The organism is Paraburkholderia dilworthii (assembly GCF_000472525.1).
GTDB classification, from domain to species: Bacteria; Pseudomonadota; Gammaproteobacteria; order Burkholderiales; family Burkholderiaceae; genus Paraburkholderia; species Paraburkholderia dilworthii.
The window spans coordinates 351,919-365,320 of sequence record NZ_AWZT01000002.1 but is presented as its reverse complement, the minus strand read 5'-3'; the positions used below and the strand labels follow the sequence as shown (position 1 = coordinate 365,320).

Here is a 13,402-nt window from a genome sequence, read left to right as displayed (position 1 = left end):
AGGTTGGGGATGAGGGCACCCGATTCGCTGTTCGTCTCGTGTCATCGCGCATCGAACTTTGACGCCAGTCTCTGCTTACGGAAGGCAGCGACCACGAAGTCGATGAACACGCGCGTTTTTGCCGGCAGGAGTTTTTTGTTCGAGTAATAGATCGAAATCGGGCCGTGATCGGCATACCAGGCGGGAAGCAGGCGAATCAGCGCGCCGCTCGAGAGCCAGCGCGCCGCATGCGGCATTGGAAGGAATGCCACGCCATGCCCTAGCATGGCCGCGTGCGCCATTGCCTCCGGGTCATCGAAAATCAACCGGGTACGGCACTCGGCTTCGGCCTGCTCACCGACCTGGTTACGCAGCGTCCAGGCGCGCAGACGTCCCGACGTGGCGGAGCGCCGCACGATGGCATCGAAGGCGGCCAGATCCGCCGGATGCCGGGGCATTTCCCGTGTCACCATATACGAGGGCGACGCCGCGACGATCACATGGGTTCTCGCGAGCTCGCGTGCCACGATCCCCGGCGTGAGCTCGATGCCGCCGCCGATGGCAGCGTCGAACGCTCCTGCAACCAGATCGACGGGGCGATTATCGAAGTGCCAGTCGGGAACGATCGCCGGATAGCGGTCGAGAAACTCTCCGAGCAAAGGCAGCAGATATTCGCGTCCGAATGCGAGAGCCATACTGACCTTCAGCGATCCGGACGGCTTTCCTTCATGCGTCGCTGCGTTCGCAAAGGCATCGCGTAGTGCGGAAAACGGATCCGCCACGTCTCGCAGGAAACGTTCGCCAGCCGCGGTCAGCGTCAGCTTCCGCGTGCTGCGTTGAAAGAGGCGCAACCCCAGCGACGCTTCCAGACGAGCCACGTTCTTGCTGACGGCAGCGGGTGTGAGACCGAGGCGCCGGGCCGCTGCGGAGAAGCTTCCAGACTCCGCGCTGAGGACAAACGACTCGATCGAATTCAACGCTTCCATCGTGACTTGATACAGATGGTTGAAAGACCAACTCGCATTAGACGCTGCTCGTAATGGAGTGTCGAGCCCATACTTCGTGCACCAACTCAACAAGGAACGGCATCATGAACTTACCCCTGAATGGAAAAGTGGCGTTTGTAACGGGAGGTGGCCGCGGAATCGGAGCTGCCATCGTGCGACGGTTGGCTCGCGACGGTGCGGCCGTCGCGTTCACGTACAAGGGCTCGGCGGCGATCGCGAACGACCTCGCCGAAAGCATCGCGCAAGCGGGTGGGCGCGCCATCGCGCTGCAAGCCGACGCAGGCGATGCGGCGGCACTGACGCGCGCTGTCAATGACGCGGCGGCCGCTCTCGGCAAGATCGACATCCTGGTCAACAACGCCGGCGTGCTGTTGATGGGCGCCGTCGACACGTTCTCGCTGGAAGACTTCGACAAGACGCTCGCGGTCAATGTGCGGGGCGTCTTCGTGGCCATAAAAGCGGTGCTTCCGCACATGGGAAATGGCGGGCGTATCGTCAACATCGGCAGCTGCAACGCGGAGCGCATGCCATTCGCGGGCGGCGCAGCTTATGCGATGAGCAAGTCCGCGCTGCAAGGGCTGGTTCAAGGCCTCGCGCGCGACCTTGGTCCGCGCGGGATCACGGTCAACAACGTGCAGCCCGGCCCGACCGATACGGACATGAATCCAGAGACCGGCGACTTTGCATCGGCATTGCACGGCTTGATGGCGCTGCCACGCCACGCACATCCCGATGAAATCGCCGGCATGGTGGCTTATGTTGTCGGACCGGATGCTGGGTTCGTCACGGGTGCGAGCCTCACCATCGATGGCGGCTTCAACGCGTAACGGCCCGAGCGCATATCCAGTTGCGGCCCGCCTTGCCGATCGGTGCGCTTATCGGGCGCCGATCGGCCGCACCTTGGGGCATGAAGTCAGAAAATGTCGTTCTACGCCGGGAAGCTGGCGTCTGATTCCGAATGTCTCGATGCCGCGCGACGTGCGCCACGACGTTTTCTAGGGACGAGGACGAAAGCGACAATTCGCAGAAGCGCACGTGATATTTGCCGTTTCCCCTCCTAAACTGGACTGTTGCCCGTCACTTCCTGAATCGTCTCGGCAAATTGTCTGCGCATTGCCGAATGATCTGGCTGTCCGTTGAGCGGCAAAAGGGGAAGCGATGGAATGCATCGAGAGAGAACATCCGCTCGATCGTGCAAATCCAGCTAGAGCGCGTCACGCGTACGGCGGCGACGCAGGACATCACGCTCAAGGTGCAGGATTCGGTCATCGATCATCTCGCCGATGTCGGTTACCGGCCGGAGTTCGGCGCGCGCCAACTCAAGCGCCAGATCCGTCAGGAACTGGAGACACCGCTCGCGAAGGAAATCCTCGGCGACAAGGTGAAGCCGGGCGATACGGTCGACTTGAGCTACGACAAGGAAACGGACAAAGTCACGTTCGCCAAGCTCGAAGTCGAAGCGAAGCAGAAGAAAGCCAGGTCATCGAGCAAGAAGAGCGCGGCAAAGTCAGCAGGCAGCACGAAGGAGTCCGCCGAGAGCAAATCCTGAGTGCGGGCGTCGCCGTTGTGCAGGGGCCGGGCGGTCATGTCAACTGCCCAGCTCCTGAAACAGGCGCAGTGGGCCGACTAGACTGATGCTGCCCAGGTGACACACCGGAAGAATGCGTAACCCGTTGTCGAGTCGCCTCGCTGCCATTTTGTAAGTTCATGGAGTCTCATATGACCACACGACGTGAAGTGCCGGGTATCCGACCGTATGATGGCCCTGCAGGAGGCTGGGGCGCGCTCCGGGCAACTGCTCAGGCCATCCGAACGCAGATGGAAAGCGTGGAGGCTCCGATCACGCTGTTGCGCACCAATTAGCCAGACGGCTTCGACTGTCCGGGGTGCGGGTGGCCAGACAAGGAGCACAAGTCAACGTTTCAGTTCTGCGAGAACGGCGCGAAGGCTGTAACGTGGGAAGCGACGACCAAGCGTGTAACCCCGGAGTTTTTCGAGAACAACACCGTGTCGTCGCTGTTGCAACGTTCGGACTTCGAGTTAGAGAATCTCGGACGTCTGACGCACCCGCTCGTCTATGACTTGGACACCGACAAATTTCGAGTCGTCGAATGGGAAGATGCGTTCGCACGCATCGGCGAGGTGCTCCGCGGCTTGTCCTCTCCCAACGAGGCAGAGTTCTACACCTCGGGAAGAGCATCGAACGAGGCCGCCTATCTCTTCCAGCTGTTCGCGCGGGAGTACGCGCTCTGTCTATACCGTGCGAGGCAACAGTTCGATGCCCAAGACCTTTTCAAAGCTGGAAAGAATATGCTGCGGGCGAATCTTGAATCGAACTGGCTGGGCGCTGGACAATATCTAAGGGCGGCGACGTGGTTGAAGTCTGTGTACGACCTCATTGAGGAGACATTGACTCCCATCGAGGTCGTGCTCAAGGCCTACTACCACATGCCCAACGTGCCAAAACCGGATTTCATCGAGATTTGAGTCCTGAAGAAGGGTCGTTGCGACTGGCGAGCCCATGGTAGACCAAAGACATGTTCGAAGCCCGGTTCTTGAAGCTGGCAGAAGACGGGTAAATGTGGTCTGCGCAAAGGACCCGCGTGGCACATAGAACGGCCGCTTTCGAGAGACGCAAGTGGCCGCTCGGGGTCGGTCACGGTCTGACGTGCAATACGCGGCCTGTGGGTTGACGATGCGGGACGTCAGGCACAGGTCAGCCATCTTGAGCCATTCGGCGCCGGGCCCTCCGATCGTCAAGAATCGGGAGAAATCGCTTCCGGTCTCGGGGAGCTCACTGCGCGCCGCGCTAGAATCATTACTTTAAACGGTTCCCCAGCCCTACGACTATCACACACTGAAATGAAAACCGAGCAGCGTGACCAGACACCGGAAATCACCGACGCACAGCGTTTTGAGTTGCTCGTGACCAGCGTGAGGGACTATGCGATCTATATGCTGGACCCGCAGGGATATGTCGTCAGCTGGAATACGGGCGCGCACAGGTTCAAGGGTTATACCGCCTCCGAGATAATCGGAAAGCATTTTTCCGCCTTCTATACGGACGAAGACCGGGCGACTGGGCTCCCTGACAGAGCGCTGCGTACGGCGCTCGATGAGGGAAAATTTGAGGGGGAAGGATGGCGTGTGCGTAAGGACGGAACGCGATTCTGGGCGTCCGTGGTGATCGACCCGGTCCTGAGGCCGTCCGGGCAGTTGGTCGGATTTGCGAAGATCACGCGTGACATCTCCGAGCGCAGGGCGGCCGAGGAAGCGCTACGCAGGAGCGAACAACAGTTTCGAATTCTCGTTCAGGGCGTCACAGATTACGCTATCTACATGCTCTCACCGTCCGGGGTTGTGACCAGCTGGAACGCCGGTGCAAGGCGGATCAAAGGCTATGAACATGATGAGATCGTGGGCCAGCACTTCAGCCGTTTCTACACCGAGGAAGACATTGGGACGGGTGTTCCGGCGCAGATTCTGGCCATCGCAGCCGGCGAGGGCCGGGTCGAGCGTGAGGGTTGGCGGGTCCGCAAAGACGGGAGTCGTTTCTGGGCGCACATCGTGGTAGATGCGATCCGGGATGAAGCGGGTACGCTCATCGGATTCGCGAAAATCACGCGGGACATTACAGAGCGCAAGGAGGCGGCCGAGGCGCTGGACCGTGCCAATGCCGCGCTCTTTCACTCGCAGAAGATGGAAGCCGTCGGACAGCTTACGGGGGGCGTTGCGCACGACTTCAATAATCTGCTATCGGTCTTATCAAATGGTTTGCAGGTGTTGGGCGCGCAGTCGCGAACGCATCTTGACGTGAAAATGCTGGATATGATGCAGCGCGCTGTGGACCGCGGAGCGTCGCTCGTCCAACAACTGCTCACCTTTGCCCGGCAGCAACCGCTCAGGAACGAAAGGCATGACCTTAACGCTGTGATCCGTGAGTTTGAGCCCATGCTCCAGCGTGCCGGAATCGGATCGATCCGGCTTGAGGTCGTGTTGGACTCGAAGCGGCCGACCGTGCTACTCGATATCGCGCGATTTGAAGCGGCACTGCTAAATCTGATCGTCAACGCGCGCGACGCGATGCCTGACGGTGGAAACATCGTTATCCGTACCGAGGACGTTGAGCTTGGAGAGCGCGATGCCGGTACTGTAGCGCCCGGCGCATATATCAGGGTGTCAGTGACGGACTCAGGGACCGGTATGTCACCGGAGATCGCCTCACGGGCATTCGAGCCCTTCTTTACCACCAAGGAGACCGGTAAAGGTACCGGCCTTGGGCTGAGCCAGGTCTACGGATTTATCGCGCAGTCGGGTGGGGACGTACGGATCACAAGCTCCGGAGGCGAAGGCACAACAATTGACCTCTACTTACCCACAGCGGCAGTGGATGCCGGCTCGCTGGAAGAATTTCCGGGGCCTGCGATGGTGGAGACCGTGCTGATTGTTGAAGACGAGCCGGACCTGCGAACTGCGGCAGCTGAGCTATTCCGAAGCATTGGCTATGAGGTCGTGACAGCTGGCGACGCAATGGCTGCAATTGATATTCTGAAGACTCACCCGGCGATCGACATTCTTTTCAGCGACGTCGTGATGCCTGGGGAGACAAGCGGCATTAAGCTTGCGCGTCACGTCCAGCAGCAGTATCCCGCCATCAAAGTTGTGCTCGCATCCGGTTTCCCGATGACGGCGCTGCGGCGGCAGCACGGCGACGTGAGCGATTTTACGTTCATCCCCAAACCGTACCGGCTCGCGGATGTCGCGAGGGCTCTGCGCTCCTGAGACTGAACGGCTGCTTCCGGCATGCTCATGGTCCAAAAGGGGTCGATGACGGTCCGACGCCATTGGATCTTGCGTAACCGCGCTACGCAGTCAGTGTCGGACTGTGATCGGCCGATGCTTGAAAAAGTCGCTACATATTCTTTTCAGTTGCCCCGCGAAAATCGACCTCTCAGACCGACCTACAAGCCGCTCGTGCATGCCGTCAATGGTAAGAAGACCCCTGAAGTGCGACGCGTGGCGCCGTCCGCAGGACGTAAATCGGCAATGTAGTGGATGGCAAAGCTCTTCTCTGCCTTGTCACATTCAATAACCTGAACATCGGAGATCGAAGCTGTGACCTGGACGGTCGTTCGACATCAATGCCTGAATCGTCGACAATCCGTTGCGCGCACCTGCACTCAGGAAAGGATGAACGACTGATGCACCAAAACAATGAACTGGCTGTGGACGTGGGGCGGCACCAGCTTCGGCTATCGCGAGGGTGACAATCTGTGGACTTACGATAGGCGCCATGTCGGCCGTTTTGCCGGTAACGACGTCTATGGCCCGGATGGGGCGTACCTCGGCGAACTCACGGGCACTCACCGCCTGATCACCTGCCAGGCGAAGCTGGGCTCGCGGCAGGTTGGCTTCACGCCCTCCGGCAGGCGGGTTATCTACGCGTCTTACGCCGACTATAGCGGCTACGCGCTGGACGAGGGCTACGAGGACTTTCCGGCCCCCTGGACGCTGCGATGACACGCGCCCACGAAGGCAGGCGGCCAGCGCAGGCCAGAGGGTGGCGACCTGCCGATGCAGACGTATCTGGAAACAGCACATAGGAGTGGATCACTAGTCGCCTAATCCGTCCGGCCACGTTGGCGATCCCGGTGTTTGGACGGCCGCTTTAGCGAGACATGAACGTCCCTTCAGGGTCGATTCCGGAAGTTCGGGCCGCGGTCGCCGGGGATGCGCGGCGCTCTAACTGCGATCTTCGGCAACCGGCCATGAAGCGTCATTCGGTGACTGCACTGACCGGTCTCTCGGACGGCGGCTTCGCCGCGCATAACGGCCGTTCAAAGGATTCTGCCATCTTGGCCCTGGCACATACGGCGTTCAGCTACACGTTTGCGCACAGCCAGAAACAGGCGAAAAAACTTCAAGCACCTCGGGTGGAGGTGGGCTTGGCGCGGCCGAGCTCCCCTGGAGACCCACAAACGTAATCTGCTGACGCGCGGCTCAGGAATTACCTGTGTTCTTGTCAGGACATTTCGATGCCAAGCGTCGTGATAAGACGCTCGCGCCGTTCGAGCGCCTGCAACGAGCGCTTTCCGAGGCGGGCCGCGACGACATTCATCAGGCCCTCGCAAAACACCAGATATGCGCCCATGCTGTTGCTGAAGAAGCTGCTATCGTGTGGAACCAGGAACGCATGACGCGCGGGCGGCACGAGCGGCGAGGCGAGGGTATCGGTGATCGCAATGACATCAAGCCCGGCGTCCTTGGCGGCGATCGCAGCATCGGCGACGCTGCGCGTATAGGGAGCGACGCTCGTGACGAGAACGACGTCGCCCGGCTCCAGCTGCGCGAGTCCTTCCGCGACGCCGAGCCCCTGTGCATCGAGCAGGCCGACGTCCGTGCGGATCATGCCAAGGCCATAGCAGACGAAGCTCGCGAGTGCGCTGAACTGGCGCAGGCCATGAACGCGTACGCGCTTTGCATCGGCGATGAGGCGCGCGGCGCCGCGCAAGTCGACGGGCGATAGCTGTGCGATGAAGCCTTCCACATTGCCGATCGATTCACGCGCGAGCTTCACGACCATGTCAACCTCGGGCGCGGCATCGTGGGCGTGCGTCCTGCTGCTCGCGACGAGCCGCTCCGCCTGCTGGCTATAAAAATGCCGATGACGCTCGGCGAGGCTGTCGCGAAACACGCTCTGAAAATCCGCGAAGCCCGCATAGCCGAGCTTCGTGGACAGGCGCGTGAGCGTAGACGCATTGACGTCGAGCGATGCGGCGAGGTCAGTGATCGTGCGCACCGCCACTTCTTCGGGGCGTTCGAGCAGCTTCGCGAGCACCGTGTGCGCCTTGCCGCCGAGCGAGACCTCGGCCTCGTCGCGGCCGATGCGTATCGCAAGTTCGCGCAAGCCGTCGACGCTGCGCGGCGGCACTTGCAAGCCCGCTTCAGCTTTGCTCGCGTGACGCCCCTTCTGTTTGCCTGTGTCCATTGATCATCCAGTACCGGGCGGGCTGCCCGGGATGTTCGTGAACCTGCCATTCTATGCGAGATGGACGAATGGCAATGTTGGCGGTAGCGAGGGTGTTTTCATCGTCAGGATCGTCCGGATGCGTGCGATGAATCGGCAGTGCGGAATCTTCATGATCCGCGAGGATCGCGAGAGAATCGATTGCTTCGCCCGATGCGAGCATCGCCTCGCCCCGTGCCTGCCGATGGCGCGACGAATCCGTGATGATCTGCGAGAAGCCGTGCATCGAAGGATGAATCGCGTGGTTCGCATGCAGGGACGGCGCTTTCACTTCGACGACAGAGCAATCGTGCGCGCTGAATTCGACGCTCAGCAGCGCGGGACTGCTGCAAGCGCCGAGCGTCAGATGAAAGCCGCCCGCACGCGGATTGTCACGCACGATGGAGACGGCTTCATCGAGATCGACCGCGTCGAGAATCGCGCGTGTGAGCACCATGCGCGGCACGCCCGCGACGACTTCGCGCTGACGCAGATTGTTCACGGTCACGGCGAGACCGCCGTTCGTAACGGCGAACGTATGTCCCGGCAGCGAGGCCGGATAAACTAAGGCCGCGAAACCCGCGTTGCCTTGGACCCTGCATTCGGCAATCGCGCAATGCCCCGCGAAGCCGGGAAGACCGTCTTCGTTATGGCTGATGCGCCGCGCATCCGTGCCAGGAAGTTGCACAGTTGTGCAGCCATCGGGCGACATCGCCCAGAGATCGCCCCGGCAGTTCCAGAGAAAGACGTCCTCGAACGGCAGGCCGAGACCAAAGGCCAGACCTTCGAGCTCGTCCCACACGCGCGGAAAGCGTTCGCGCACGAGCGCCGCCATTGTCTTCGACGTGGCGCTGCCGCGCCATTGCATGACCGTTTGCCATGCACGGGTCTTCAATAAGTACGCATGCGTCGCGTGCGCGCCGGACCGGCCGAGTGCTTCGCCCGCTTCGCGCGGGGAACCGGAGATTTCTATAAAGCCGAGTGCTGCCATATTCGAGGTGTTTCGTGAAAGTTATTCGACATGTTGCAGAAAATCGCGCAGGCGCTGATTAGGCGGATTATCGAGCAGTCCGGCAGGCGGGCCATCGACAGTAATATGCCCGTGCTCCATGAAGATGAGCCGCGTGCCGACCTTGCGCGCGAACGCCATCTCGTGCGTGACCACGACCATCGTCATGCCTTCTTCAGCGAGCGCCTGCATCACGCGCAGCACTTCCTGACGCAACTCGGGATCGAGCGCGGAGGTGGGTTCGTCGAAGAGCATGAGCTTGGGTTTCACCGCGAGCGCCCGCGCAATCGCGACGCGCTGTTGCTGTCCGCCCGACAATTCACTCGCATAGTGCCCGACGCGCGAGCCCAGTCCGACCTTCGTCAGCAGCTCGCGCGCGAGCGACTCGGCCTCGGACTTGCTCATCCCGCGCACCTGACGCGGCCCAAACGCGACGTTCTCAAGCGCCGTCATCTGTGGGAACAGATTGAACTGCTGAAACACCATGCCCGCTTCCTGACGGATCTCGCGCATTTTCTTCGCGCCGCCGAGCACGCTGATGCCATCGACGACTAGATCGCCGCCATCGATCTGCTCCAGCGCGTTGATGCAGCGTAGAAGCGTCGACTTGCCCGAGCCGGACGGCCCGATCAGCACGACTACTTCGCCCGCGCCGATGTTCAGATCGACGCTATCGAGCACGACCGTCTTGCCGAAGCGCTTCGTCACGCCCTTGAATTGCACCATGTGGCCGTTGTGGTTCATCGTATTCATAGGATGCGCATCCGCCGTTCCATCGTGCGCAGGCCAAAGCTGAGCGCGCCGATCATGCAGAGATAGATGAGCGCGACGGCCGTCCAGATTTCCACCGCGCGAAAGTTCGACGCCATGATCTCCTGACCCTGACGCGTCAGCTCGCCCACGCCGATCACGATGAAGAGCGAGGTGTCCTTGAGGCTCACGATGAACTGATTGCCGAGCGCGGGCGTCATGCGCCGCAGCGCGACTGGGCCGACCACGAACGCGAGCACGCGCCAGCCCGGCATGCCGAGCGCGAGGCCGGCTTCTTTAAGACCGCGCGGCACCGAGAGAAACGCGCCGCGCACGATCTCCGCGATATACGCGCCCGAGTTGATGATGATCGACGCGATGGCCGCGGTCATTGCATCGACGCGCACGTGCAGCAGCAAAGGCAACGCGAAATAGATGAACATCACCTGCACGACGATCGGCGTGCCGCGCACGAACTCGATATACGTGAACGCGATCTTCTGGCATAGCGTGTTGCCGTATGCGCGCATCAGGCCGAACACCAGGCCGACGAACATGCCGCCCGCGAGCCCCGCGATGGTGATCAGCACCGTGAGACGCGCGCCGTGCATGAGTGCGGGCACGGCGTCGACGATGACCGAAAGATCGAACTGCATCATTATTCTCCGTAGCGCGGGTTGTCAGGACTTCGCCGGCTCGACGCCGAACCACTTCTTATAGATCGCCGCATAGCGTCCGTCGGCTTTGATCTTCACGAGTTCGGCGTTGACCTTCGAGACGAGCGGGCTGCCTTTCGGGAACGCGATGCCGTATTGCTGCGCCATCATCTGCGGGCCGACGGCCTTCACGCGCGACTTGCCAGCGGTGTGGATGTAGTAAAGGACGTTCGGAGTGTCGTGCATCGCGGCATCCACCCGACCGGTAGCGAGTTCGAGATAGGCGTTGTCGATGTTCGGGAAGGCGCGCAAATCCGTGTTCTTGAAGTTCGCTTTCGCGTAATCGAAAGAGGACGTGCCGGTCTTGACCGCAAGCGTCTTGCCCTTCAGGTCGTCCGGTCCCTTGATCGTGCTGTCCGCGGGCACCATTAGCGTGAAGCCGCTGGCGTAGTAGCCGTCGGAGAAGTCGATTACTTTCTTGCGCTCGTCCTTGATCGTGATGCCCGCGAGCGCGACATCGACGTTATGCGTCTGCAGCGCTGGCAAGATGCCGCTGAAGTCCATTGGCTGCAGCTTGTAGTCGATCTTCAGGTCCTTGGCGATTTCCTTCCACAAGTCGATGTCGAAGCCGACGTATTCGTTGCCCTGTTTGAACTCAAACGGCACGAACGCGGTGTCGCACGCCACAAGCAGCGTTTCAGCGCGAGCGGCACCGCTGGCGAAAGAAAACGCGGCGAGGGCGGCCACGGCAAGGTTTGCGGCGAGTTTCATGATCGACTCCTTGTCGAAATGTGTGGTCAATACGCAATGATATTTGCGAGTTGATGTTATGCGCAAATATAATTGCGAAGTCTTAATGATCAAAATACGATTGCAACTAGGGGTTTACACCTAGTGTGTATGCGGCGGCGCCGCTAACGTCGCGAAGATCGGGAGGGACTTAAGGGGCGACCTCCGACGGTCGCATCGACACGCGCGGAGGAGGGCGTCGGAATGACGCGCGCGCATCCGTCAAATTCATCGGTTGGCGCAATACGCAACCCTCAGCTGTCATGAAGGCGCTGGCCCCGAACAAGTAGGCTAGCGCGCTCATAAGGGCACCCCTGTCGCGACGCGCCGTGCTTAAATACCGAATTCAATCCGCCGAGCCCGAGCCTGTCCGTGCACACCTTCAACGAACTTGTCACCATCATCCGCGACCGCTTTCCCGATTTGAGCCCGCAGTTCCAGGCAGGCGCCGCCTTTCTCCTGGACAACCCCGACGAAGTCGCCATCCTGTCGATGCGCAAGGTCGCCGAACGCGCGAAGGTCCAGCCCGCTGCCATGGTCCGTCTCTCGCAGCTACTCGGTTTCCCGGGCTGGAACGAGCTGCGCGAAATCTTCGTGAGCCGCGTGCGCACTCGCCCGGAGCCACTGACGACGCGTGCACGCTCGCTGGTCAAAGGCGGCTCCGGCGACCAGCTCAGCCGGGAGCTTGCGCAGGCGCAATCACACAACCTCGAACTTACGCTGGCCCAGAACGCCGGGAGCGTCGTCGAAACGGCGAAGACGTTGAAGAAGGCGCCGCATCTCCACGTCGCGGGTTTTCGCTCGTGTTATCCGGTTGCATTTGGCCTGCTTTATGGATATCGCCTCTTCCGACCATCGGTGAGTCTCGTCAGCGGCGAAGCCGGCACGCTTGAAATGCAGTTGCGCGGCATCGAGAGAAAGCACGCCGTGGTCGTCGTCAGCTTCGCGCCGTATTCCGTCGAAGCGCTGCGCGTCGCGCAGGCGGCGGTTGAGCGCGGCGCGAAACTCGTCGCGCTGACCGATAGCGCCGTGTCTCCCATCGCACTGAACGCTGATCACACGCTCATCTTCTCGCACGAATCGCCGTCTTTCTTTCCCTCGCTCGTGGCGGCATCGGCGCTCGCGGAAATGCTGGTCGCGCATCTACTCGCGCTCGAAGGCAAGGACGCGATCGCGAACCTGCAGCAGGCCGAAACCGCGCTGCACTCGCAGGGCGCCTACGCGGAGAGCTAGTCGATCGATCCCCGCAGTAGTTCGCATAGATCGGCGGCGATGGAGGACATCGACACGTGCCGATGCTTCACGATGCCGATCGAGCGTTGCACTTGGGGGCTTGCGATAGGAACTGTCCGAATGTTCGGTGCGAAGTGTGCCGACACCGCAAGCGACGGCACGATCGCGCAGCCGAGACCCGCATCGACCAGCGCGACGACGCATGAGATGTGTTCCACCTCGTAGAACCATCGCAGACTGATTGACTCGTGCCCGAGCAGCAGTTCGAGCAGCAGCCGATTGCCACTGTCACGCCCGCCGATGACGAGCCGCGCATTACGCAAATCCTGCAAAGACACGCTCTCGCGCGACGCCCACTCGTGCTCGCGATGCATCGCGAGCACGTATCGATCGGCAAGCAAGGGCTCGAAAATCAGATCCTCGTCGTCGCGGGGGTCGAGGCTGATACCGAATTCCGCAAGTCCCGCGCGTACCTGCCCGAGCACGAAGTCATGATTGCCGTCGAAGATTTGCACGCCGACTTGAGGGTATTTGTCCGCGTAACGCCGCAGCACGGCTGGCAGTACGCGATTCACCACCGTCGGAATGCTCGCGAGCCGCACCTTACCAAAGCGCTTCTCGGCGATCTCCCGAATCGACGACAACATCGTGCCCAGCTGCGACATCTGCTGGCGCGCCATCGGCAGGAACTGGCGGCCGACGCCCGTTAGCACAACGCTGCGCGTTGTCCGGTGAAACAGCTCGACGCCGAGCGCCCGCTCGAGTTTCTGGATGCGCCGCGATAGCCCCGGCTGCGTGAGATGCAGCTTGTCTGCGGCCTTCTGAAAGCTGCCGAGCTCCGCCACCGCGACGAATGCTTCGAGTTCCGAGTTCTCGATTTTCATGACTGTTCCGCATGAATCCTTGAAAGACCGGCATTGGACACGTCTATTTTGTGCGCCGAGCATTGTGAATGAAACAAAAAGTCATCACC

12 protein-coding genes and 1 pseudogene are annotated in these 13,402 nt (G+C 61.0%); 6 read left to right on the top strand and 7 right to left on the bottom strand.

Annotated elements, in window-relative coordinates; translation table 11 throughout:
* Positions 1 to 41: 41 nt before the first annotated feature.
* A complete protein-coding gene (locus F759_RS0105410; RefSeq protein WP_027798956.1) occupies positions 42 to 965 on the bottom strand; it encodes a LysR family transcriptional regulator in 924 nt (307 codons plus the stop codon).
* A 104-nt stretch (positions 966 to 1,069) separates the two neighbouring features.
* Here F759_RS0105410 and F759_RS0105405 point away from each other — a divergent pair, with 104 nt between their 5' ends.
* From F759_RS0105405 to F759_RS0105385, 5 genes and pseudogenes are all read left to right on the top strand, one after another.
* A complete protein-coding gene (locus F759_RS0105405; protein ID WP_027798955.1) occupies positions 1,070 to 1,813 on the top strand; it encodes an SDR family oxidoreductase in 744 nt (247 codons plus the stop codon).
* Between the two features lie 293 nt (positions 1,814 to 2,106).
* The gene (locus F759_RS0105400) at positions 2,107 to 2,535 is read left to right on the top strand and encodes an ATP-dependent Clp protease ATP-binding subunit (RefSeq protein ID WP_027798954.1); all 429 of its coding nucleotides are present in this window, start codon (positions 2,107 to 2,109) and stop codon (positions 2,533 to 2,535) included.
* Between the two features lie 170 nt (positions 2,536 to 2,705).
* Positions 2,706 to 3,227 (top strand): annotated as a pseudogene (locus tag F759_RS40620) (CbbBc protein); the annotation flags it as partial.
* Positions 3,228 to 3,848: 621 nt separating this feature from the next.
* Positions 3,849 to 5,768, top strand: a complete 1,920-nt coding sequence (locus F759_RS0105390) for a hybrid sensor histidine kinase/response regulator (RefSeq protein WP_084534200.1) — start codon at positions 3,849 to 3,851, stop codon at positions 5,766 to 5,768.
* A 432-nt stretch (positions 5,769 to 6,200) separates the two neighbouring features.
* On the top strand, positions 6,201 to 6,506 hold the full coding sequence (locus tag F759_RS0105385; RefSeq protein ID WP_027798951.1) for a hypothetical protein: 306 nt from the start codon (positions 6,201 to 6,203) through the stop codon (positions 6,504 to 6,506).
* Between the two features lie 502 nt (positions 6,507 to 7,008).
* Here the strand turns inward: F759_RS0105385 and F759_RS0105380 are convergent.
* From F759_RS0105380 to glnH, 5 genes are read right to left on the bottom strand one after another with little or no spacing between them, the layout of a single operon-like run.
* Positions 7,009 to 7,974 carry a MurR/RpiR family transcriptional regulator gene (locus F759_RS0105380; RefSeq protein ID WP_027798950.1) on the bottom strand — a complete coding sequence of 322 codons (966 nt, stop codon included), beginning with the start codon at positions 7,972 to 7,974 and terminating at the stop codon, positions 7,009 to 7,011.
* Positions 7,931 to 8,983, bottom strand: coding sequence for a C45 family autoproteolytic acyltransferase/hydolase (locus F759_RS0105375; protein ID WP_027798949.1), 1,053 nt, complete (start codon positions 8,981 to 8,983; stop codon positions 7,931 to 7,933). Before F759_RS0105375 ends, F759_RS0105380 begins: the two co-directional genes overlap by 44 nt.
* A 21-nt stretch (positions 8,984 to 9,004) precedes the next feature.
* Positions 9,005 to 9,754: a glutamine ABC transporter ATP-binding protein GlnQ gene (gene glnQ, locus F759_RS0105370; RefSeq protein ID WP_027798948.1), complete on the bottom strand. Its 750-nt coding sequence runs from the start codon at positions 9,752 to 9,754 to the stop codon at positions 9,005 to 9,007.
* The gene (gene glnP / locus F759_RS0105365) at positions 9,751 to 10,407 is read right to left on the bottom strand and encodes a glutamine ABC transporter permease GlnP (protein WP_027798947.1); all 657 of its coding nucleotides are present in this window, start codon (positions 10,405 to 10,407) and stop codon (positions 9,751 to 9,753) included. Before glnP ends, glnQ begins: the two co-directional genes overlap by 4 nt.
* 24 nt (positions 10,408 to 10,431) lie before the next feature.
* Positions 10,432 to 11,178, bottom strand: a complete 747-nt coding sequence (gene glnH / locus F759_RS0105360) for a glutamine ABC transporter substrate-binding protein GlnH (RefSeq protein ID WP_027798946.1) — start codon at positions 11,176 to 11,178, stop codon at positions 10,432 to 10,434.
* Positions 11,179 to 11,568: 390 nt separating this feature from the next.
* Between glnH and F759_RS0105355 the strand changes: the two genes are divergently transcribed.
* Positions 11,569 to 12,429 carry a MurR/RpiR family transcriptional regulator gene (locus F759_RS0105355; RefSeq protein WP_027798945.1) on the top strand — a complete coding sequence of 287 codons (861 nt, stop codon included), beginning with the start codon at positions 11,569 to 11,571 and terminating at the stop codon, positions 12,427 to 12,429.
* Here F759_RS0105355 and F759_RS0105350 read toward each other — a convergent pair.
* On the bottom strand, positions 12,426 to 13,313 hold the full coding sequence (locus tag F759_RS0105350) for a LysR family transcriptional regulator (protein WP_027798944.1): 888 nt from the start codon (positions 13,311 to 13,313) through the stop codon (positions 12,426 to 12,428). The genes F759_RS0105355 and F759_RS0105350 overlap by 4 nt on opposite strands.
* Positions 13,314 to 13,402: the final 89 nt, after the last annotated feature.

Coding starts and splice junctions, on each gene's coding strand:
- F759_RS0105385 (WP_027798951.1), top strand. CDS start 6,201: ATGAACTGGCTGTGGACGTGGGGCGGCACCAGCTTCGGCTATCGCGAG.
- F759_RS0105400 (WP_027798954.1), top strand. CDS start 2,107: ATGATCTGGCTGTCCGTTGAGCGGCAAAAGGGGAAGCGATGGAATGCA.
- F759_RS0105375 (WP_027798949.1), bottom strand. CDS start 8,983: ATGGCAGCACTCGGCTTTATAGAAATCTCCGGTTCCCCGCGCGAAGCG.
- F759_RS0105390 (WP_084534200.1), top strand. CDS start 3,849: ATGAAAACCGAGCAGCGTGACCAGACACCGGAAATCACCGACGCACAG.
- F759_RS0105380 (WP_027798950.1), bottom strand. CDS start 7,974: ATGGACACAGGCAAACAGAAGGGGCGTCACGCGAGCAAAGCTGAAGCG.
- F759_RS0105405 (WP_027798955.1), top strand. CDS start 1,070: ATGAACTTACCCCTGAATGGAAAAGTGGCGTTTGTAACGGGAGGTGGC.
- glnQ (WP_027798948.1), bottom strand. CDS start 9,754: ATGAATACGATGAACCACAACGGCCACATGGTGCAATTCAAGGGCGTG.
- F759_RS0105350 (WP_027798944.1), bottom strand. CDS start 13,313: ATGAAAATCGAGAACTCGGAACTCGAAGCATTCGTCGCGGTGGCGGAG.
- glnH (WP_027798946.1), bottom strand. CDS start 11,178: ATGAAACTCGCCGCAAACCTTGCCGTGGCCGCCCTCGCCGCGTTTTCT.
- F759_RS0105410 (WP_027798956.1), bottom strand. CDS start 965: ATGGAAGCGTTGAATTCGATCGAGTCGTTTGTCCTCAGCGCGGAGTCT.
- glnP (WP_027798947.1), bottom strand. CDS start 10,407: ATGCAGTTCGATCTTTCGGTCATCGTCGACGCCGTGCCCGCACTCATG.